General features: G+C 72.1%; 17 protein-coding genes. 4 read left to right on the top strand and 13 right to left on the bottom strand.

Features of this window, described 5'->3' with window-relative positions; all coding sequences use genetic code 11:
* The first annotated feature begins 32 nt into the window (after positions 1-32).
* On the top strand, positions 33-1,043 hold the full coding sequence (locus tag AC3WXD_RS21265) for an FAD:protein FMN transferase (protein WP_492324640.1): 1,011 nt from the start codon (positions 33-35) through the stop codon (positions 1,041-1,043).
* Positions 1,040-2,752 (top strand): sulfite reductase subunit alpha, encoded by a 1,713-nt coding sequence (locus AC3WXD_RS21260; protein ID WP_492324639.1) that lies wholly within the window; start codon positions 1,040-1,042, stop codon positions 2,750-2,752. Before AC3WXD_RS21265 ends, AC3WXD_RS21260 begins: the two co-directional genes overlap by 4 nt.
* A gap of 12 nt (positions 2,753-2,764) precedes the next feature.
* On the opposite strand, the gene AC3WXD_RS21255 is transcribed toward AC3WXD_RS21260, so the two are convergent.
* The 9 genes from AC3WXD_RS21255 to AC3WXD_RS21215 all read right to left on the bottom strand — a co-directional run bounded on the left by AC3WXD_RS21255 (position 2,765) and on the right by AC3WXD_RS21215 (position 13,671).
* Complete coding sequence (locus tag AC3WXD_RS21255; RefSeq protein ID WP_492324638.1) at positions 2,765-4,099, bottom strand: hypothetical protein; 1,335 nt, start codon at positions 4,097-4,099, stop codon at positions 2,765-2,767.
* A complete protein-coding gene (locus AC3WXD_RS21250; RefSeq protein ID WP_492324637.1) occupies positions 4,092-5,495 on the bottom strand; it encodes an McrB family protein in 1,404 nt (467 codons plus the stop codon). The genes AC3WXD_RS21255 and AC3WXD_RS21250 overlap by 8 nt, the downstream gene beginning before the upstream one ends.
* A 149-nt stretch (positions 5,496-5,644) precedes the next feature.
* Positions 5,645-7,750, bottom strand: coding sequence for an acetate--CoA ligase family protein (locus tag AC3WXD_RS21245; RefSeq protein ID WP_492324636.1), 2,106 nt, complete (start codon positions 7,748-7,750; stop codon positions 5,645-5,647).
* A gap of 38 nt (positions 7,751-7,788) precedes the next feature.
* Positions 7,789-8,784 (bottom strand): tripartite tricarboxylate transporter substrate binding protein, encoded by a 996-nt coding sequence (locus AC3WXD_RS21240; protein ID WP_020423824.1) that lies wholly within the window; start codon positions 8,782-8,784, stop codon positions 7,789-7,791.
* 56 nt (positions 8,785-8,840) lie between these two features.
* On the bottom strand, positions 8,841-9,209 hold the full coding sequence (locus tag AC3WXD_RS21235) for a Zn-ribbon domain-containing OB-fold protein (protein WP_020203770.1): 369 nt from the start codon (positions 9,207-9,209) through the stop codon (positions 8,841-8,843).
* A 94-nt stretch (positions 9,210-9,303) separates the two neighbouring features.
* Positions 9,304-10,446 (bottom strand): thiolase family protein, encoded by a 1,143-nt coding sequence (locus AC3WXD_RS21230; RefSeq protein WP_020203769.1) that lies wholly within the window; start codon positions 10,444-10,446, stop codon positions 9,304-9,306.
* Between the two features lie 11 nt (positions 10,447-10,457).
* Entirely contained in the window at positions 10,458-11,708 is a 1,251-nt protein-coding gene (locus AC3WXD_RS21225) for an ABC transporter substrate-binding protein (RefSeq protein WP_156173798.1), read from the bottom strand.
* Between the two features lie 67 nt (positions 11,709-11,775).
* Positions 11,776-12,831: a cyclase family protein gene (locus AC3WXD_RS21220; RefSeq protein ID WP_020203767.1), complete on the bottom strand. Its 1,056-nt coding sequence runs from the start codon at positions 12,829-12,831 to the stop codon at positions 11,776-11,778.
* A gap of 3 nt (positions 12,832-12,834) precedes the next feature.
* A complete protein-coding gene (locus tag AC3WXD_RS21215) occupies positions 12,835-13,671 on the bottom strand; it encodes an IclR family transcriptional regulator (RefSeq protein ID WP_492324635.1) in 837 nt (278 codons plus the stop codon).
* Positions 13,672-13,958: 287 nt separating this feature from the next.
* Here AC3WXD_RS21215 and AC3WXD_RS21210 point away from each other — a divergent pair, with 287 nt between their 5' ends.
* Positions 13,959-16,427, top strand: coding sequence for a penicillin acylase family protein (locus tag AC3WXD_RS21210; RefSeq protein WP_492324634.1), 2,469 nt, complete (start codon positions 13,959-13,961; stop codon positions 16,425-16,427).
* 40 nt (positions 16,428-16,467) lie between these two features.
* On the opposite strand, the gene AC3WXD_RS21205 is transcribed toward AC3WXD_RS21210, so the two are convergent.
* Genes AC3WXD_RS21205 through AC3WXD_RS21190 form a run of 4 tightly spaced genes read right to left on the bottom strand, consistent with a single transcriptional unit; the run spans position 16,468 to position 20,080 of the window.
* A complete protein-coding gene (locus AC3WXD_RS21205) occupies positions 16,468-17,754 on the bottom strand; it encodes a M20/M25/M40 family metallo-hydrolase (RefSeq protein ID WP_492324633.1) in 1,287 nt (428 codons plus the stop codon).
* A 2-nt stretch (positions 17,755-17,756) separates the two neighbouring features.
* The gene (locus AC3WXD_RS21200; RefSeq protein ID WP_059411953.1) at positions 17,757-18,419 is read right to left on the bottom strand and encodes an amino acid ABC transporter permease; all 663 of its coding nucleotides are present in this window, start codon (positions 18,417-18,419) and stop codon (positions 17,757-17,759) included.
* A 12-nt stretch (positions 18,420-18,431) separates the two neighbouring features.
* Complete coding sequence (locus AC3WXD_RS21195) at positions 18,432-19,253, bottom strand: ABC transporter substrate-binding protein (RefSeq protein WP_020203762.1); 822 nt, start codon at positions 19,251-19,253, stop codon at positions 18,432-18,434.
* 50 nt (positions 19,254-19,303) lie between these two features.
* Positions 19,304-20,080: an amino acid ABC transporter ATP-binding protein gene (locus tag AC3WXD_RS21190; protein WP_492324632.1), complete on the bottom strand. Its 777-nt coding sequence runs from the start codon at positions 20,078-20,080 to the stop codon at positions 19,304-19,306.
* A gap of 118 nt (positions 20,081-20,198) precedes the next feature.
* On the opposite strand from AC3WXD_RS21190, the gene AC3WXD_RS21185 reads away from it, so the two are divergent.
* On the top strand, positions 20,199-21,092 hold the full coding sequence (locus AC3WXD_RS21185; RefSeq protein WP_063826850.1) for a LysR family transcriptional regulator: 894 nt from the start codon (positions 20,199-20,201) through the stop codon (positions 21,090-21,092).
* Positions 21,093-21,155 lie beyond the last annotated feature (63 nt).

The raw sequence follows: 21,155 nt of genomic DNA, 5'->3' as shown, positions 1-21,155 counted from the left end.
TTCGCAGTCCCGTCTCGAGCAAGTTCACCCGCATGCAGCGTGTCCTGATTCCCGTTTCGCTCGGCGCGGCGCCGCCCGCGCCCGATGCCGCCGCGCGCGTGCAGCGGCTGCACGGCGAGAGCATGGGCACCACGTGGTCGGTGGCGTGGGCCGCGCCGGCGCGCGCGCCGGACGCCGCCGCGCTCGGCGCCGGCATCCGCGCGGTGCTGGCGCAGGTGGTCGCGCAGATGAGCAACTGGGAAGCCGGCTCCGACCTCAGCCGCTTCAACCGCGCCGCGCCTGGCACCTGGCAGGCGCTGCCCGAAGACTGCTTCGCCGTGCTGCAGGCCGCGCTGCAGGTGGCGCGCGACAGCGGCGGCGCCTACGACCCCAGCGCCGGCCCGCTGGTCGACCTGTGGGGCTTCGGCCCGGCGCCGCGCCGCGACACGGCGCCGGCGCTGGCCGAGATCGAGCAGGCGCGCGCGCGGTGCGGCTGGCAGCGCATCGCGCTCGACGCGCGGCACCGCCGCGCGCGCCAGCCCGGCGGCGTGCGGCTGGATTTCTGCGCCATCGCCAAGGGTTTCGGCGTCGACGCGGTGTCGCGCTACCTGGACGCGCAGGGCGTCGCCAGCCACCTCGTGGAAGTCGGCGGCGAGCTGCGCGGCCACGGCGTCAAGCCCGACGGCCTGCCGTGGTGGGTCGAGCTCGAAACGCCGCCCGCCGAGACCTCGGCGGGCACCACCGCCACGCTGGTCGCGCTGCACGGCCTGGCCGTGGCCACCTCGGGCGACTACCGGCGCTATTTCGACAGCGGCGGGCGCCGCTATGCCCACACGCTCGACCCGCGCACCGGCTATCCCGCCAGCCACGCGCTGGCCTCGGTCACGGTGCTCCATGCGCAATGCATGATGGCCGACGCGCTGTCCACCGCGCTGACCGTGCTCGGCCCCGAAGCCGGCATGGTGTTCGCGCGCCGCCACGCGCTGGCCGCGCGCTTCCTGGTCCGCCGCAGCGGCGGCTTCGATGAACGACTCTCCCCGGCCTTCGCGGCCATGCTGGCATGACCACGCCCGATAGCGCCTCCTCCCTGCCGATCGACGCGCCCGCTGGCGCGCCGCCCCGGCGCCATCCCGCCGACGGCGCGGACGGCGCCGACAGCGCCAGCCGCGCCACCCGGCGGCTCCGCGTGCTGCGCGCCGCGATCGCGCTCGGCGCGGCGGCCGGGCTGGCCGGCATCGCGCTGGGTTTCCTTGCCCCCAGCCGCGCCGGCATGGCGGCCGGCGTGGCGCTGGCCTACCTCGGCCTGAGCACCGCCGTGATCGGCCGGCACCGCGCGCGCCTGGCGCGGGCGCTGCCGGCGCCGCGCGAAGGCGCCACGCTGGTGATCTACGCCAGCCAGAGCGGGTTTGGCGGGCAGGTCGCGCAGCACACCGCGCAGGCGATGCAGGACGCCGGCGTGCCCGCGCAATGCCTGTCCTTCGACCAGGTGGAAGCCGGGCGCCTGGCCCGCTGCCCGCAGGTGCTGTTCGTGGTCAGCACCACCGGCGAGGGCGACGCGCCCGACAGCGCCGCCGGCTTCGCGCGCCGCCTGAGCGCCGCCGCCGGCGCGGGCGGCCTGCGCGAGCTGCGCTACGGCATCCTCGCGCTCGGCGACCGCAGCTACGCCAGCTTCTGCGCCTTCGGCCACGCGCTCTCGGCGTGGCTGCAGCGCCAGCACGCGCAGGCGCTGTTCGACATGGTGGAAGTCGACAACGGCGACCCCGGCGCGCTGCGCCACTGGCAGAACCACCTCAGCGCGCTCGGCGGCGGCGTCGAGATCGCCGACTGGGACAAGCCGCGCTACGCCGACTGGCAACTGGCCGAGCGCCGCCTGCTCAACGCCGGCAGCCCCGGCGCGCCGGCCTTCCACCTCGCCCTGGCGCCGCCCGCCGGCGCGCCCGCGCCGGGCTGGCAGGCCGGCGACATCGCCGAGATCGGCCCGCGCCTGTCGCCGGCCGAGGTCGCGCGCGTGCTCGGCAAGCTCAGGCTCGACGGCGCCACGCCGGTGCGCTGCGACGGCGCCGACGCCACGCTGGCGCAGGCGCTCGCCACCCGCATCGTGCTGCCCGAGCCGCACCTCGCCGCGCTCGCCGGCGTGGCGCCGCAGCGGCTGGTCGACACGCTGCCGCCGCTGCCGCACCGCGAATACTCGATCGCCTCGCTGCCGGCCGACGGCCGCCTCGAACTGCTGGTGCGCCAGACCCGCCACGACGACGGCCGCCTCGGCCTCGCCTCCGGCTGGCTGACCGAGCACGCCGCGCCCGGCGCCGCCATCGCGCTGCGCATCCGCGCCAACCGCGGCTTCCACCCGCCCGCCGACGACCGCCCGCTGATCCTGATCGGCAACGGCACCGGGCTGGCCGGCCTGCGCGCCCACCTCAAGGCGCGCGCCGCCGCCGGCCGCCACCGCAACTGGCTGCTGTTCGGCGAGCGCACCGCGCAGCACGACGCCTTCCACCACGGCGAACTCGCCGCGTGGCAGGCGGGCGGCGTGCTGGAGCGCATGGACCTGGTCTACTCGCGCGACGGCGGCGCGCTGCGCTACGTGCAGGACGCCGTGCGCGCCCACGCCGGCACGCTGCGCGAGTGGGTGGAAGACGGCGCCGCCATCTACGTGTGCGGCAGCCTCAAGGGCATGGCCGGCGGCGTCAACGACGCGCTGGCCGAAGTGCTGGGCGAGGAGGCGCTGCTGCGCCTGGGCGAGGAAGGCCGCTACCGGCGCGACGTGTATTGACGCCGCGCGCGGCTACCGCCGCGCGGGCTGCACGCGGAACAGCTTCGCGTAGTCGTCCAGCAGCGCCGCGACGGGCTGGCCCACCACGCGCAGCGGCGGCGACCACGCCGGCGCGCGCGTGAAGGCGCGCTCGTGGCGCGCCGCCGCCGGTAGCCAGAATTCCAGCGCCACCCGCGCCGCGCCGGGCTGGCCGGTGCGATGCAGATGGTCGCGCAGCAGCAGCCCGTAGAGCTCGATATTGTCGAAGTCCGCCACCTGCCTGGCCGACGCGGCGCCGTCCGGCTTCGGCCGGCGCGCGGCAAGCTCCGCATAGTATTTGAAGTCGGCGATGCGATAGCCGCCGTCCCGCCGCACCACCAGGTCCGGGCGGCGCCGGTATTCGTTCCGCGCGAAGACCGCCTCGCGGCTGGCCTGCCACGCCTGCTCGCGCTCGCGTGTGAGCAATGCCGCGGGCAGGTGCTGGTAGTCGCAGGTGAAGATGTCCCCGGGCGCATGCCGCGCGAGCGCGTGCGCCAGGCAGGCCGACTCCCACACCGACCAGAAATCCCCGATGCCCCACACCATGCCGTCGTCGCGGTCGGCCAGCCAGCCCTGCTCGAGGTAGCGGCGCAGGCCGTCGAACAGCGTGAGGAAGACCTGGCTCTTGAACGGGGTCTGCCGCTCGATGCGGAAGAGGATCTCGCGCAGGCGCTCGCGCGTGTCGGTGGCGACGAAGGCGTCGCCGCCGAACAGGCCGCTGTCCGCGTGCAGGAAGCGGTGGCGGAAATCGGCGGCCTGCGCCAGCGCCTCGCCGCTGAAGTCGCCCCATGCCTGCCCGGGCGCGAGGCCGAGGAAGCCGGTGTAGAAATCGCCGGCGACGAAGCAGTACAGCCCGACCAGATCGTGCGCGGCCAGCCGCAGCTCGCGGCGCGGGCCGCTCGCGTATTCGACGAACGGCGCGCCGTCGTCGAGATAGACGGCGCGATGCAGATGCCGGTGGAGCTTGCCGTAGTCGACGCGGCTGGTGCGCCCGCGCCGCTCGACCAGGCTCAGCAGGCCGAGCGGATCGAAGGCCTGGAACAGCGCCTCCAGCCCCAGCGTGTCATGGAACGACACGCCTTCGTCCCGCGTGCCCCGGGCCGAAGCGCCGTTGTGCTCGATGCCGTCCACGGGCGCCAGCCGCCCGGCCGCCTTGTCCGTGGTCCTGAACACGCCGAGCACCTTGTAGAGCATCGCCAGCGCGCGCACCGGCTCGCGCTCCAGGTGCGACAGGTGGTACGGCAGGCGCAGCACGGCCCGGCCCTGCCTGCGCTCCAGCCCGACGTAGCCGCCGGCCGCCTCGACCGTCAGCGTGGAGAAATCAAGCATCGGCCGCCGCTTCCGCCTCGCCGTCCTCGCCGTCCTCGTCGTTCCCGCGGTCTTCGTCGTTGCTGGCGCTCGTGGCGCCGGCGGCGGCGGCCGTCTCCGGCCGCTCGCCGTAGTCGCGCATGATCCCGCCCACGAAGGCGTCCACCTTGCCGGCGAAATCGCCGAAGGTGCGCAGCGCTTCCCGGCCGCAGCCGATCACCTCGCACAGCGGGCGGCGGTCGCGGTCGAACACGTTGTCCCACAGGTACAGGCACAGCTTGCCGGCGATGTCGTGGCGGCTGATGCGGGGCGCCAGCGCGAGCTGGCCCAGCGCCTCGACGAAATCCTCGATGACGAGCTGGCCGTCTTCCATCGTCGCGGGCTTCGTTTCCCGCGCGTAGTAGTAAGCGGACTCCAGATTGAACGGGATCCTGCCGATCTTGCGCACCTCCTGGTTCTCGTAGCGGGCGAATTCCAGCACGGCGTCGCGCATTGGCTGGGGGAGCTGTTCCGCAAACGCATGGAATTGCTCGTCGAAGGCGCGGCTAAAGTCGGCACCCCTGCGCAGCGTCGTCACCTTGGGCGCCAGCACCTTCAGTTCGCCTAGCGCGGCCGGATACTTGTCCACCAGCCGCCCCGCGCTGCGCGCCTTGATGAACCACGGCCCGACCAGCTTGTCGTCGAGCTTGGCCGCCTGGCATTTGGCCACGATGAAGCGGTTGAGCGCGGTGAGAAACGCCTCCCAGTCCGGCGCCGGCATGGTGCCGTTTTCCAGCAGCGCGGCCTTCTGCGTTGCCGGCACCGTGGCAAAATCCACGGGCACGAACTGGAAGTGCCAGCGCCGCTTGAATGCCGTGTCCATGAAATACACCGATTCGTCGCTCGAATTCATGGTGCCGACGAGATGGAGATTCGGCGGCAGGCGCAGCTTCTTCTTCCCGTACACGGCCGCGAGGTTGCCGTCGCCGCTGCCGGCGCCGTCGAACTTGTCGCGCAGCGCCTGCATGACGATCTCGGACGCCATCACCTCGTAGCTGGACCAGGCATCGTCATTGCGGTCGAGCAGCTGGAACACGTCGCCGAAGATCTCGGCGCAGTTGCCGCGGTTGATCTCGTCGATCAGCAGCAGGATCTTCCTGTCGGGCGCCGCGTATGCCCGGCCCAGCGCCTCGATGAAGGGCCCGGCGTGAACGCTGTATTCGATCCGGCTGACTCCGCCGTCGTGGCGCGACATGGGCATCAGCCTGGCGACGAAATCGCCGTAGCCGAACTCGGGGTGGAAGGTGACGGGGAAGATGTCGTCCTTGTCCACGCCCAGCACGCCGGCCAGCACGTGCAGCGCGGTATGGCTCTTGCTCGTGCCCGGCGGGCCGAACAGGATGAGTTGGTGGGGAACTTCCCCGGCGGTGAATTCCATTGCGTGCATCCGGACTGAATCGTCCGCTCATTCTAATGAGCGGACGCGGCCCGATGCACGCGGCAAGCAACGGAAAATCCGGTCTGTTCGCATTTGACAATGGCCGGAATCGGATTGCTCCGATGCGGGCCTGCCGCCCGCATCGCGCCTCAGCCCGCCACCTCCATCAGCGCGTCCACCACCACCGCCCCGCCCGCGCTCACCATCACCGGGTTGAGGTCGAGCGCGCGGATGGCGCCGCCGGCCTCGTGCATCAACCGGCCGACGCGCGCGGCGATCCGGCACAGCGCGGCCACGTCCACGGCGCTCTCGCCGCGCACGCCGGCCAGCAGCGGCGCGATGCGCAGGCCGGCCACGGCGCGCGCCACCGCGGCTTCGCTGCAGGGCGCGAGCAGCACGGCGGTGTCGCGCAGCACCTCGACGTACTTGCCGCCGTCGCCGACCACCACCACCGGCCCGAACACCGGGTCCCAGTGCGCGCCGACCATGCATTCGCGCTGGCCGCGCTCCATGCGCGCGACCACCACGCCTTCGCAGGCGGCGCCCATCTTGCGCAGGATGTCGGTCTGGACGATGTAGGCGTGCGCGACGGCGTGCTCGTCGTTGCAGTTGAGCGCCACCAGGCCGTGCTCGCTCTTGTGCGGCACCTGCGGCGAGCTGGCCTTGACGGCCACCGGGCCTTTCAATTCGCGCCAGGCCGCCACCGCTTCGTCCACGCCGTGGCACAGCTTGTGGGCCACCACCGGGATGCCGGCCGCGGCCAGGCGCGCCAGGCTGGCGGCTTCGCTGAGGGTTTGCGCCGGTGTGTTCGCCGCCGCGCGGGCCCTGGCGCGCGCGGGCGGCCGGTGCGCGGCCGCCGCGCCGTCTTCCTGCGCGGTCTCGCGCAACTGCCGCTGGTGCGTGGCCAGTTGCGCGAAGGCGGCCAGCGCGTCGGCCGCGCTGGCGTAGGTGGGCACCCCTGCGGCGCGGAACGCGGCCGCCACCGGCGCCTGCCACGCGGCCACGGCGATCGGCTTGCCGGCGCTGTCGGCAAAGCCGGCGGCGTCGCGCGCGAAGCGCGGCAGGTCGTAGCCCATGCCCGCCACCGGGATGTCGAGCAGCACCAGATCGGCGGCGGGGTCGGCGGCGACCACCGGCAGCACGTCGCCGAACAGGCCGCTGTTGGTCAGCAGCGCGGCGGTCACGTCGACCGGGTTGGCGGTGGCGGCGAAGCCGGGCAGGCGCTCGGCCAGCGCGGCCTGGGTGGCGGCCGACAGCGGCGCCAGCGCGAGGCCGAGCGGCTCGGCGGCGTCGGCGGCCATCACGCAGCTCGCGCCCGAGTTGCTGACCACCACCAGCCGGCGCCCGGCGGCCTGCCAGCCGCGCAGGTAGAGCGGCGCGCAGCGCGCCAGCGCGTGCGCGTCGTCGACGCGGAAGATGCCGTGGCGCGCCAGGAAGGCGCCCACCGCGCGGTCCTCGTTGGCGATGGCGCCGGTGTGCGAGGCCGCCGCGCGCTGGCCCGCGCTGGAGCGCCCGGCCTTCACCGCCACCATCGGCACGCCGCGCCGGCGCGCCACCGCCGCGGCCTCGGCCAGCACGGCGGGGTCGGTCAGGCTTTCCAGGTACAGCAGGATCAGCTTCACGTCGGGGTCGTGCGCCACGGCCAGCGCCAGTTCGCTGACGGTGAGGTCGGCCTCGTTGCCGGTGGCGTGCATGTGGCGCACGCCGATGCCCTGCCCGCGCAGCAGGCCGTAGACCATCGCGCACACGCCGCCGCTCTGGCTGACCACGGCCACCGGGCCGTCCTGCGGCGGCACCTCGATGAACATGGTGGAGAAGCTGGCGATGGTGCCGGTGCCGAAGTTGGCCAGCCCCTGGCTGTTGGGGCCGACCAGGCGCAGCCCGGCGCCGGCGGCCACGCGCACCATTTCGTCCTGCTGGCGGCGGCCTTCCGCGCCGGCCTCGCCGAAGCCCGAGGCGATGACGATGGCCGCGGCCACGCCCAGGCGCGCGCAGTCGCGCACGGCGGCGACGGCCGCCTCGCCGCCCACCACGATGATGGCCAGTTCGGGCACCTCGGGCAGCGCGTCGAGCGAGGCGAACGCGGGCAGGCCCTGGATGGTGTCGCGCTGCGGGTTGACCGGATAGAGCTTGCCGGCGTAGCCGTGCTCGCGCATGTAGTAGATGGGCCGGCCGCCGATCTTGTGGATGTGGTCGGAGGCGCCGATCACCGCGATCGAGCGCGGCGCCAGCAGGGCTTGCAGGGTCTGGTTCATGGTGGATTGCGGCGTGGCAGCAAAGAGAAGCGAAAGAGTCAGTCGATGGTGGCGCCGGAGGCCTTGACCACCTTGCCCCATTTGTCGATTTCGCGGGCGAGGAACTGGCCGGTGGCGGCGGGCGAGGTCCACTCGGCGGCAAAGCCCTGCGTGGCGAACTTGGCGCGCACATCGTCCTGCTCCAGCACGGTCTTGAGCGCGCTGCTGAGCGCGCCGACCACCGCGGGCGGCGTGCCGGCCGGCGCCAGCAGCGCATTCCACGCGGTGGCCTCGTAGCCGGGCAGGCCGGCCTGCGCCACGGTGGGAAGGTCGGGCGCGGCGGGCGAGCGCGCCGCGCCCGTGATCGCCAGCGCCTTGAGCCGGCCGTCGCGCACGAACGGCATGGCCGAGAGCATGGTGTCGAACATCACCGTGGCCTGCCCGCCCATCACGTCGGTCAGCGCGGGCGCGCTGCCCTTGTACGGCACGTGGGTCATGCGCGTGCCCGCCATGCTGTTGAACAGCTCGGCGGCAAGATGGGTGGACTGCCCGTTGCCCGAGCTGGCGAAGCTGACCTGTCCCGGCTTTGCCTTGGCCAGCGCGATCAGCTCGGCCACGCTGCCGGCCGGCGTGGCCGGCGCCGTCACCAGCACCAGCGGCCCGCGCGTGAGCAGCGAGACCGGCGCGAAATCCTTCTGCGTGCTGTAGCCGGGCTTGCTGAACAGCGTCATGTTGATCGCGTGCGCGGTGGTGGCCACCAGCAGCGTGTAGCCGTCGGGCGCCGACTTGGCGGTCGCTTCCGCGCCGATGTTGCCGCCCGCGCCGGGGCGGTTCTCCACCACCACCGGCTGTTTGAGCTGGTCGGCCAGCTTCTGCCCGACCACGCGCGCCACGATGTCGGTGGGGCCGCCCGGCGGGTAGGGCACGATCAGCCGCACCGGCCTGGCGGGCCAGGCCTGCGCCCGCGCCGGCGGCGCGGGCAATGCGCCCGAGAGGGCGATGGCGCCCGCCAGCAGGGCGAGCGCGGGCCGCCGAAGCGGCAAGGTTCGGTTCATGTCGGTCTCCTCGGTTGTGATGGAAGCGCCGCGCGCCGGCCGGCGCGCGCCGCGTGCTATTCGCGCAGGAAGCGCAGCAAGGTGTGTTCGCCGTGCCGCAGGAAACCGGCGCGCACGCGCTCGCCGATGGCCACGCCGGGCTCGGCATGCGCCATCACGCGCGGGCCTTCGTCGAGCGTGGCCAGCACCAGCGTGTAGGGCGCCAGCGCGCGGAACGCATCGGTCGGCGCGCGCGCGACCTCCGTCACCGAGTGGATGGTGGCGGTGCCCGCCGCGTCGCGCCAGCCCAGGCGCGTGCCGCCGCACGCGCGGCAGGCGTGGCGCTGCAAGGGCTGCCACGCGCCGCAGTCGTCGCAGGCCTGGTAGCGCACGATGCCGGCATCGAGGCCGGACTGGTAGGGATGGTCGGCTTGGTCGGTGGTCATGGCTGGTTCCGCGATGGCGCCGTGCGTTGCAGGGGGTTTGCTTCCCTCTCCCGCGAAGTGGGGGAGAAGACAAGGGGACTGGCGAGTGGCGTGGTCATTGCGCCTCCAGCACCAGGCTCACGTGCGACGACAGCACGCCGCCGTCCGCGTGGAACAGCGCGCGCCTGCGCGGCGGGAGTTGCCGCGCGCCGGCCTTGCCCGCGAGCTGCCGCCCGGCTTCGGCAAGATGCATCAGCCCGCCCGCCACGCCCGAGTGGCCGAACGCGAGCAGCCCGCCGTGCGTGTTGAGCGGCAGTGCGCCGTGGCGGCCGAAGTCGCCGGCGGCCAGCCGCCCGGGCGATTCGCCGCGCCCCGCCACGCCGAGTTCCTCGAGCAGCATGGCCAGCGTGATGGTGAAGGAGTCGTAGATCGCCAGGTAGTCGACCTCCGCGACCGTGCTGCCGGCTTCGCCGAGCGCGCGCCGCGCCGCGTCGGCCGCGCCGGTGGCGAGCACGCTGTCGAGCGTGCTCAGGTGCTGGTGGCGGTGCGCCTGCCCGGCGCCGGCGATGCGCACCGGCCGGCCGCCGCCGGGCTCGGCGGAGATCACCACCGCCACCGCGCCGTCGGAGATCGGGCAGCAGTCCGACAGCCGCAGCGGCGAGGCGATGGGCCGGGCGGCGCGCGCCGCCTCCGGCGTCATCGGCTCGCGCAGGTGGGCGTCGGGATGCCCGGCCGCGTGCTCGCGCATCAGCACCGCGAAGCCGCTCAGGTCGTCCGCGCGCAGGCCGGTCTCGAACAGGTAGCGCGAGGCCAGCAGCGCGTAGTACGCCGGCACCGAGGCGCCGTTGGGCACCTCCATCTCCGGCTCGCCGACCTGGGCCAGGGTCTGGATGGACTGGTCGCGGCTCTGGCCGCTCAGGCGGTTCTCGCCCGCCACCACCAGCACGTGGCGGCAGCGCCCGGCGCGCACCAGCTCGCGCGCCAGCATGGCCATCACGCCGCCGGTGGCGCCGCCCGAGGCCACGCCGTGCGCGTAGGCGGGATCGAGCGAGGCGTACTCGCAGAAGCGCGTGGCCAGCATCAGGTGCGGCAGCGTGGTGGCGTAGCCGCACAGCACGCCGTCGATGTCGGCGCGCGCCAGGCCGGCGTCGGCCAGCGCGGCATCGGTGGCGGCGGCCATCAGCGTCAGCGGCGTGCTGCCTTCGATGCGGCCGAAGCGCGTATTGCCGGCGCCGCGCAGGTAAGCGGGATTGAGCATGGGCGTTCCGTTCAGCGCTTCATCAGCGGGCATTGCGACCTGGCCGGCGGGATGAAGGCCTGGTCGCCCGGCACCGTGGCCAGCAGCTTGTAGTAGTCCCACGGGTACTTGGACTCGGCCGGCGTCTTGACCTCGAACAGGTACATGTCGTGGATCATGCGGCCGTCCTCGCGGATGCGGCCGTTCTTCGCGAAGAAGTCGTTGATCGGCATGGCCTTCATCTGCTTCATCACGGCGGCGGTCTCGTCGGTGCCGGCGGCCTGGATGGCCTTGAGGTAGTGCATGACGGAGGAGTAGGTGCCGGCCTGGCTCATGTTCGGCATCTTCCTGAGCTTGTCGAAGTAGCGGCGCGACCATGCGCGCGTGGCGTCGTTCATGTCCCAGTAGAAGCCTTCGGTCAGCAGCAGCCCGGAGGCGGTCTTCAGGCCGATGGCGTGGATGTCGTTGATGTACAGCAGCAGCCCGGCCATGCGCTGGTTGCCGCCGCGGGTCAGGCCGAACTCGCTGGCGGCCTTGATGGCGTTGACCGAGTCGCCGCCGGCGTTGGCCAGGCCCACCACCTGCGCCTTGCTGGCCTGCGCCTGCAGCAGGTAGGAGGCGAAGTCGCTGGCGCCGATCGGGTGGCGCGCCGCGCCCAGCACCTTGCCGCCGGTCTCGTTGATGACGGCGGTGGCGGACTCCTGCAGCGTGTGGCCGAAGGCATAGTCGGCGGTCAGGAAGAACCAGGTCTTGCCGCCGCGCTGCACCACCGCGCGCGCGGTGGAGTTGGCCAGCGCGTAGGTGTCGTAGGCGTAGTGCACCGACACCGGCGTGCACAGGTCGTTGGTGATGCGCTCGGTGCCGGGACCGGAGAACACCACGATGCGGTTCTTCTGCCTGGCCACTTCCAGCACCGCCAGCGCGGGCGCGGAGGCCGCCACGTCGAGGATGGCGTCGACGTGGCCGGTGTCGAACCACTCGCGCGCCTTGCTGGCGGCGATGTCGGCCTTGTTCTGGTGGTCGGTCACGACCAGCTCGATCTTCTTGCCGAGCACCTTGCCGCCGAAGTCGTCGATGGCCATCTGCGCGGCCACGGCGCTGCCGCGCCCGGTCACGTCGGCATACAGGCCGCTCATGTCGAGGATCAGGCCGATCTTGACTTCGTCGTCGGAAATGCCGGGTTTGGCGGCTTGCGCCACGGCCTGGCCGGCGCCGCACAGCAGGGCGGCGGCCAGCGCCAGCGCGCCGAGCGGCCGGCGCAGCCACGGATGGTTGCGGTTCATGGTTGTCTCCTCCAGCGTGGGGCCTGCATGGCCCGTTTTTTCTTGATTTCTTGAGGCGCGGGTCCGGTCAGACCGTCGCGATCGGCGTGGCGGGCGAGCCCACCGCGCCCGGCAGCCGCAGCGGCGGCGCCGTGAGCAGGAAGCGCGCGCGCCGGTTGGCGCGCAGCCAGGCGGCCAGCTCCTGCAGGTACCACAGTTCGCCCAGCGGCAGGCCGAGCTTGAACAGGCAGTGATGGTGCAGCGGCAGCAGCGGGTGGTGCGTCTCGCCGGCCGGCGCGGGCAGCGCCGGGTAGCGCTCCACCGCGTAGTTGTCGGCGATCAGCGCGGCGATGCCGGAATCGGTGATCCAGTTCAGCAGGCGGTTGTCGCGGCCGTCGAGCGCGCAGCAGGCGTGGTGCAGCACGTTCTCGTCGGGCTCGCGCCGCATCGACAGCACCACCTCGGCGAAGCCGGTGCGCAGCAGCAGCATGTCGCCGCGCTCCACCTCCACGCGGTCGGCTTCGAGCACGCGCATCAGGTCGTCGTAGCCGACGTTGCGGAAGTCCAGCCCGTAGTGGTGCGCCAGGTCCGCCAGCGCGCCGCGGCCCTGCATGCCCTTCACGGCGAAGTTCTCGATGCCGAGCGCGCGCGCCTCGCTGTGCTCGTGGCCGCAGGCGTGCGCGGCGAAATGGTCGTCCTCGGCGTAGTCCACCGGGCCGACGATGTGCTCGTTGGCGCGGTAGCCGTTGTAGTAGACGCGCTCGGCGCGGCCGTCGCCGTCGGCGTCGAACAGCGCGCCCACGTGCGCGAGCGAGTCCCACTGCGTGGAGTATTGCAGCGACAGCAGCACCTGGTCGTCGCTGATGACGTCGGTGGCGGCGGCATCGACCTTGGCCAGCGGGAAGTTCACGTAGGGGATGTCGTCGCGGAAGGTCGGGCGCAGCACCGGCGGGTGGCGGCGCGGGTTGAGCTTGTTGCCGCCCGGGTAGTCGAGCGGCAGCGACAGGCAGAACGACAGCCCGGCCTGCACCTCGAGCGCGCCCTTGCGGACCTGCTCGGGGCCGATCAGGTTGACGCGGCCAAGCTGGTCGTCGGGCCCGAAATCGCCCCAGTTGGATCCCTGCGGTCGTTGTTTCCAGCGCATGCGCTATGCCTCCGGTTGTGGTTGGACGCGCGCGGCGCCGGCCTTGCGTGGCCGCCGCGCGGTGGATGATCCGGCCGGGCCGCCCTGCGCCGCCGGCAGCCAGGCCGCGCACACGGCCTCGGCCTCGCGCCGCAGCGCGCGCGCCAGCGCCGGCTCGCGTTCGGTGATGCGCTCGTTGAGCGCGGCGATGCTGATGGCGCCGAGCGGGTGGCCGTCCGGGCCGGGCAGCGCGATGGCGATGCCACCCATGCGCTCCACCACCACGTCGAGCAGCACCGCGTAGCCGCGCGCGCGCGTGGCCTGCACCTCGCGCAGCAGCAGCGCGCCGTCGATGCGCGGATAGCGCCGCAGCGCCGGCGCGATGGCGCGCACGGTGGCTTCCACCTCGGCATCGGGCAGCGCCGCCAGCAGCGCCAGGCTGCCGGCGCCCACGCCGAGCGGACGGCGGCTGCCCACGTCGAGATAGTTGGCGCGGATCGGGAAGGTGCCCGGGCGCAGCTCCAGGCAGACCGACTCGCAGCCGCTCGGCACCGACAGGATGGCAGTGTCCTCGAACGCCTGCGCCAGCCGGATCAGCGCGGGCCGCGCGGCGGCGCGCGGGTCGATGCGGCGCACGCTGGTCGCGCGCAGCGCCAGCCATTCGGGGCCGAGCGAGAATGCCTTGGTGTCGGCGTCGCGCGCGATGAAACCCTCCGCCGCCAGCGTGTCCAGCAGGCGCAGCGCCGAAGCCTTGTCCACGCCCGTGACCGCGGCGAGGTCGGTCAGCCGCGTATTGCGCGGGTCGGACAGCGCGCGCAGCAGCTTGCAGGCTTTCTGGAGGGAGGTCGTGGGGACCGTCACGCACAGGCTCCGGGATGGGTAGTTTCGGGGAGTGAAACCGGTTCCCAGGTTATAGACGCCCGGACGCGGGGCGTCATTCTGCGCTGCATCAAAGTTTTGCGGGATAAAACATCGCGCACAAGCCGCGCACAAGCCGCGCGCAAGGCCCGCCGGGGCCTGCCGCGCGGGCCCGGCACCGCGCCGGATTTCGCCCGCGCGTGCCGTCTTCCGCTATCCTTGGCGACATTTCGCCGCGCGCCGGGCGCGCCGCCCCGCATGCAGTTCCCGCCATTCCGAGGAGATTCCAGATGGTCCGCCGTGCCCGCCGCCTTGCCGCCGTCCTTGGCCTGAGTGCCGTCCTGGGCGCCGGCGCCGCGCAGGCCGTGCCGGCGGCGGCCAACAACGCGGCCGCGGCATCCGGCACCGAGCGCTACCAGGTGGCCGGGCTGGAGAAGCCGGCCAGCATCCTGATCGACCGCTGGGGCGTGCCGCACATCTACGCGGGCACGCTGTACGACGCCTTCTACGTGCAGGGCTTCATGGCCGCGCGCGACCGCCTCTGGCAGATCGACCTGTGGCGCAAGCGCGGCCTGGGCGAGATGGCGAAGGACTTCGGCGCGGCCTACGTGGAAGGCGACCGCATGGCGCGCGCGGTGCTGTTCCGCGGCGACATGTACCGCGAGTGGCTGGCCTACGGCTCCGACGCCAAGCGCGTGGCCGAGGCCTTCGTGGCCGGCGTGAACGCCTTCGTGGCGCAGACCGAGGCGCGCCCCGAGCTGCTGCCGCCCGAATTCCGCATCCTCAACTACAAGCCCGCGCGCTGGCGCGCCGAGGACATCGTGCGCATCCGCCACCACGGCCTCACGCTCAACCTCACCGGCGAGATCGACCGCGCGCAGATCTACTGCCACGTGAAGCCCGACGCGGTGCGCGCCGACTGGGTGCGCCGCGAGCTGGACCCGCCGGTCACGCCCCGGCTGCCCGAGGGCCTGGACCCGTGCGCGCTGCCGGTGGCCGAGCTGCGCCGCGCCTACGACCTGGCCACCGCCGCGCCGCGCTTTCCCAAGGAGTGGTGGACCTCGGCCGCGGCCGGCGACATCCCGCACGAGGCGCTCTACGCGGTGCTCGACGGCAACAGCGACACCGCGCGCAGCCTCGGCTCCAACAACTGGGTCATCGCCGGCGCGCGCACCGCCACCGGCCGCCCGATCCTGGCCAACGACCCGCACCGCGCGCAGGGCGCGCCGAGCCTGCGCTACATCAGCCACCTGAACGCGCCCGGCCTGTCCGTGATCGGCGCCGGCGAGCCGTTCCTGCCCGGCATCTCGATCGGCCACAACGACACCGTGGGCTTCGGCCTGACGCGCTTCTACATGGACCAGGAAGACCTCTACGTCTACGAGACCAACCCGGCGCAGCCGCGCGAGTACCGCTACCGCGGCCGCTGGGAGCCGATGGAGACCGTGACCGAGGACATCGCCGTCAAGGGCGAGGCCGCGCCGCGCAAGGTCGGCATCGACTTCACCCGCCACGGCCCGGTGCTGTACGCCGACGCCAAGAGCGGCCGCGCCTACGTGCTGCGCGCCGCGTGGCTGGACTTCGGCATGGCGCCGTACTTCGGCTCGATGGACTACATGCGCGCCCAGAACTGGGACCAGTTCCGCGCCGCCATGAACCGCTGGGGCGCGCCCGGCGAGAACCAGGTCTACGCCGACCGCGACGGCAACATCGGCTGGCTGCCCGGCGGCCTGACGCCGATCCGCCCGAACTGGGACGGCCTCATGCCGGTGCCCGGCGACGGCCGCTACGAATGGGCCGGCTACCGCAACATGGACGAGCTGCCGTGGGCCTTCAACCCGAGCGCGGGCTACGTGGTGACGGCCAACGAGAACAACATCCCGCCCAGGCATCCCGCCGCCCGGCTCGGCATCGGCTACGAGTGGAGCGACACCGCGCGCGCGCGCCGGCTCAAGAGCCTGGTCGCGGCCAACGCGCATTCGTCGCTGGCCGACAGCATGGCCTGGCAGAACGACACCGTCTCGCTGCCCGCGCTGCGCGCGGTGGCCGTGCTGGCCAACGTGCGCAGCGACGACGCGCAGGCGCAGCGCGGCCTCGACCTGCTGCGCGGCTGGGACGGCAACGAACGCGCCGACAGCGCGCCGGCGGCGCTGTTCGAGGTGTGGTTCAGCAAGTACCTGCGCCCGGCCGTGGTGCGCGCGGCGCTCTCGCCGGACGGCGCGCGCCTGGCCGGCTACGGCGACGCCAGCCGCGTGCTGGCGGTGCTCGAGCGGCCCGAGCCGTGGATGCCGCTGGAGCGCCGCAACGAGGCCATCGTGAGCTCGCTCAAGAGCGCCATGACCGAGGTGGAGCGCAAGCTTGGCCCCGACCCCAGGGCCTGGCAATGGGGCAAGCTGCACGCCGCCGTGTTCGACCACCCGCTGCACCCGATCCTCGACGCGGCCGCGCGCCAGCGCTACGACGTCAACGCCGGCCCCATCGGAGGCTCGTCCTTCACGCCGATGAACACCAGCTATCGCAACAGCGATTTCCAGCTCACCGCCGGCGCGTCGTTCCGCATGGTGCTGGACGTGGGCAACTGGGACGCCTCGCGCGTGATCAACACGCCGGGCCAGTCGGGCAACCCGGCCAGCCCGCACTACCGCGACCTCGCGCCGCTGTGGGCCAGGGGCGAGTATTTCCCGCTGGTCTATTCGCGCAAGGCGGTGGAGAAGGAGAGCCGGGAGCGGGTGGAGCTGGTGCCGCTGGCGCCGCAGTAGCGGGGACCGCGGTTCGTGCCGCCCCCGGCCGCGGCAGCGGCTATGCCGCGGCGGCCTGGCCCAGGTAGCCGAACGCGATCAGCGTGTGGATCTGCGCGACGCTCACCAGCTCGTCGATGTAGACGTGCTCGTCGGGCCCGCCCATGCCATGCGGCGTGCAGCCCAGCACGACGGTCGGCACGCCGGCCGCGCGGTACAGGCGCGCATCCGAGGCGCCCACGCGCATGTTGGCCACCGGCGCGCCGCCCGTCACCCGCGCGGATGCCGACAAGGCGCGCCGGACGATTTCGTGGTCCGGTGAAGTGAAGCTCGGCTCGTAGCGCTGGACCACCTTCCAGCTGACGCCTTCCATCGGACCCAGCCACTGGTCCAGGCACTCGATGACCTGCCGCGTGCTGACGCCGACCGGCAGGCGGATGTCTCCCTGCGCCCGGGCCAGCGTGGGCACGAGGTTGGGCGAGACGCCGCCGTCGATGGTGCCGATGTTCACGGTGACACGCTGCAGCACCTCGCTCTCGCCGGCCCCCGACATCGGCTCGGACACGGGGGCCGCCACCGCGATGGCCGCCCCGATCTCGGCGGGCGCGTCGACGGCCAGCGACTCCAGCCGCTTGACCGCGTCCAGCGCGACGCGCAGCCGGTCGATGGCATTGACGCCCTTGTGCACGTGGGCGCCGTGGGCCGGCTCGCCGGTGGCGCTGATCTCGATCCAGAACAGGCCCTTCTCGCCGAAGCGAACCACCAGCGGGGAGCCCACGTCGCCGCTGACCATGACGTCGCCGCGGCCTTCGGGCACGTTGTCCAGCAGCCACTGGGTGCCGAGGACGCCCATGCTTTCCTCGTCGCCGGCGAGGGTCACGACGGCCTCGCCGCACCAGTCGCCGCGGCGCTCGGCCAGCACCGTGGCGGCGGCGATGGACGCGGCGATGCCGGCCTTCATGTCCGACACGCCGCGGCCGTACAGGCGCCCGTTGCGCACCACGCCGCCCAGCGGCGGGACGGTCCAGCCGAGGTCCTCGCCGATGGGGAAGGTGTCCAGGTGCCCGTTGAACACCAGCCGGCGCCCGGGCTTGCCGCTGTCGATGCGGGCCACCAGGTTGACGATGCCGGGCGCGGTCTCGTGGCGCGAGATCGCCACGCCCGGGATCGCGCTCAGCAGGCCGAAGGCCGCGTGCGCCGCGGCGGACACGTCGCCCGGGGGATTGGGCGACGCCGCCGCCACCAGCGCGCGGGTCATGTCGACCAGCAGGTCCCGGCGCGCCGCGACGGCGGCGAGCAGTTCGCTCTCCAGCGCTTGGGCAGCCTGGATTTCCGATTGATTTTGCATGTTCATTGATGCGCGAGGCGCCGTTCCCAGAGCCGGATGGCCATGGCCAGCGGCCAGCAGATGACGAAATAGACGACGGCGATGAAGGTGAAGATCTCCAGCGGCCGGAAGGCGGTGGCGGACAGCTCCATGCCCCGCCGCGTGATCTCGCTGACCGAGATCACCGAGGCCAGCGACGAGTACTTGATGAGCTGCACGAAGTTGGCCGCGATGGCCGGCAGGGTCAGCCGCACCGCCTGCGGCAGCACGATGCGGTGGAAGGTGTGCCAGGGGCTCATGCCCAGCACGAGCGCCGACTCCCGCTGGCCCAGCGGCACCGCCTGGATGCCGGCCCGGTACGCCTCCGACAGGAACGCCGAGGAGTAGACCGAGAGCGCGATGATGGCGGCCGGCAGGGCGTCGATGGAGATGTCGAACACCATCGGCAGCACGTAGTACACCCACAGGATCTGCACCAGGATCGGCGTGTTGCGGATGACCTCGCCAAAGCCCATGCCGAACCAGCGCAGGGCGCGGTGGCGCGACATGTCCAGCAGCGCGATGGCCAGCCCGCCGAAGATGGAGGCGAGCAGCGTGCACGCGCAGATCAGCAGCGTCTGGCCGAGGCCGGAGAGCAGGAAGTCCAGGTTGTTGGGGATGACATCCCAGCGGAATGCGTAGTGCATGGCCGGCTTGCCTCAGGGCGCGACGTTGCCGTCGAGCTGGTACTTCCTGGCGATGGCCGCCAGCCGCCCGTCCATCTTGGTGATGTCGATGAACTGGTTGACGAAGTTCAGCCAGATCTGGTCGCCCTGCGGAATGGCATAGGCGACCGGGGTCGGGGCCAGCTTTTTCGGCGGCTCCACGCTCTGGGCCCAGTCGAACTCCTGCTTCACGCGCAGGACCGTCGGGTAGTCCACCAGGATCACGTCGGCGCGGTTGGCCGACAGCTCGGCCTCGCGGGTCGCCGGCGGCTGGATGGAGACGATGGTGGCCTTCTTCAGGTACCCCTTCATGTAGGTCTCGATGTAGCTGCCCAGGAGGACCGCCACCTTGACGCCGGGCTTGTCGATGTCGGCCCAGGTCTTGACCTTGCCGCCCTTGCGCACCACGCCGTAGACCGACGCGTTCATGTAGGGCTTGCTGAACTCGACCGCCTGCGCGCGCTTGGTGGTCACGCCGAGCGCGAACATGCCGATCGCGCATTTGTTGGATTGCAGGTCGGCGATGAAGGTGCCGAAGCCGGACTCGACGAACTCGACCTCGGCGCCGAGCTCCTTGCCCAGCTCCCTGGCCATGTCGATGTCCAGCCCGGTCAGCGCGTTGGTCTTCGTGTCGCGAAAGGAGATGGCGTAGTACAGCGGGTAGATGCACACGGGAAGCTTCCTGCTCTTGGTGATCTCGAACAGGCGCGACTGCGTTTGCTGGGCCGACGCCGGCGCGGCGGACAGCGCGGCGGCGCCCGCCAGCAGCACGAGGGCCGTCTTGCGCAGGAAGGAGACTGGGGAGGAGATGGACATGGCGAAGCCTTTTCGGGAAGAAATTCGGTAGGAAATTCGGGCGGAAGAATTCAGGAGGAAAGCTGGCTGAGGAACCTGCGGGCGCGCTCGGTGGTGGGCGCGGAAAAGAACTGGCCCGATGGCGCGTCTTCGACGATGCGCCCGGCATCCATGAAGACCACGCGCGAGCAGACGTCGCTGGCGAAGCCCATCTCATGGGTGACCACCAGCATGGTCATGCCCTCGCGGGCCAGCTCGCGCATCACCAGCAGCACCTCCTGGCGCAGCTCGGGGTCGAGCGCGGAGGTGGGCTCGTCGAACAGCAGGATCTTGGGCGTCATGGCCAGCGCGCGGGCGATGGCCACGCGCTGCTGCTGGCCGCCGGACAGGCGCCTGGGGTATTCGTCGCGCTTGCCCAGCAGGCCGACCTTGTCGAGCAGCGGCTCGGCCTTTTTCACGGCGGCGTCGCGGTCCATGCGGCGCACGCGGATCAGCGCCTCGATGACGTTTTCCATCACCGACAGGTGCGGCCACAGGTTGAACTGCTGGAACACCATGCCGACGTCGGCCCGCACCGCCCTGGCGGCCCGGGCGATGTCGCGGCCGGGTTTGGGGCAGGCGACGCGCTGGCCTTCGACGAACACCTCGCCTTCGGTCAGCGTCTCGAGCATCGCCAGGCAGCGCAGCAGGGTCGTCTTGCCGGAGCCGCTGGGGCCGATCAGCGAAACGACTTCGCCGCGGGCCACGGAAAAGTCGATGCCATGCAGCACCGGCTTGCCGCCGGGAAACGTCTTGACGACGCCGCGGGCCGACATGAGGAGGTTGGGGAAATCTGCGTCGGACGTCATCACGGCTCACATATTGAAGTTGAATCTACCTTGCAATCTGCGTGCCATCCTCGCCGCGCCGTGTTTTTCGATCCATTGATTTTGCTGGGTTTTCAATCCATAATCGATTCATATGGATATGCTCGAAATCAGGCAGCTTGAGGTCTTTCGCACCGTCATGGAGCGCGGCTCCGCCACCCTTGCCGCACAGGTTCTGGGCATCAGCCAGCCCGCCGTCAGCACCCTGCTCAACAAACTGGAAGAGGCCGTGGGCTATGCGCTGTTCGTTCGCGAGCACCGCCGGCTGACGCCGACGGCCGAAGCCATCGCGCTGGTCGGGGAGGTCGCCGAGGTGCTGGACCGGCACGCCCAGCTGTCGCGCACGGCGCACGACATCCACGAAACCCGGGCCGGCTCGCTCACCATCGCCAGCCACCCGGGGCCGAGCATTTCCTGGCTGCCTCCGGTCATCGCGCGCTTCGTGGCGACGCGGCCGGGCGTCACGGTCAAGCTGATCTCGCGCCAGTCGCAGGGCGTGCGCGACCTCATCCCCTCGCGCGCATTCGACCTCGCCGTGGCCGAGCTGCCGGTCGAGCATCCGCTGGTCGCCGTCAATCGCTACCAGATGTCGTTCGTGGCGGTGCTGCACCGTGACAATCCGCTGGCGAAGCATCCCGTGCTCACCCCGCGCCTGCTCGACGGCACGCCCTTCATCGGCATGTTCCGGGGCCATGCCGCCCAGCTGGGCGCCAGCAAGGTGTTCGACGAGGCGGGCGCGCACCTGCGCATCGTCGCCGAGTGCGACTACTTCGCCAGCGCGATCTCGCTCGCGGCGCGCGGCGTCGGCGTCGCGCTGGTGGACCCGATCAGCGCCGAGGACATGAAATCGGATGCGCTGCTCGTGCGCCCGTTCTCGCCGCCGCTGGCCTATCACTTCGCGGTCTTCCATCCGCACGACCGGCCGATGTCGAAGCTGGCCTACGCCTTTGCCGCCGAGTTCGACGAATATCTGCTGGCGCACGGCGCCTTGTGATCCGGCGAATGTGACCGAGGCGAGGCCTGGCGGCCGGGCGCGAATCGAGCGGGCAGACGTCGG

This window comes from Cupriavidus sp. FW216-B1, assembly GCF_058789195.1.
The sequence above is the reverse complement of the archived record's forward strand: the minus strand, read 5'-3'. Positions and strand labels throughout refer to the sequence as shown.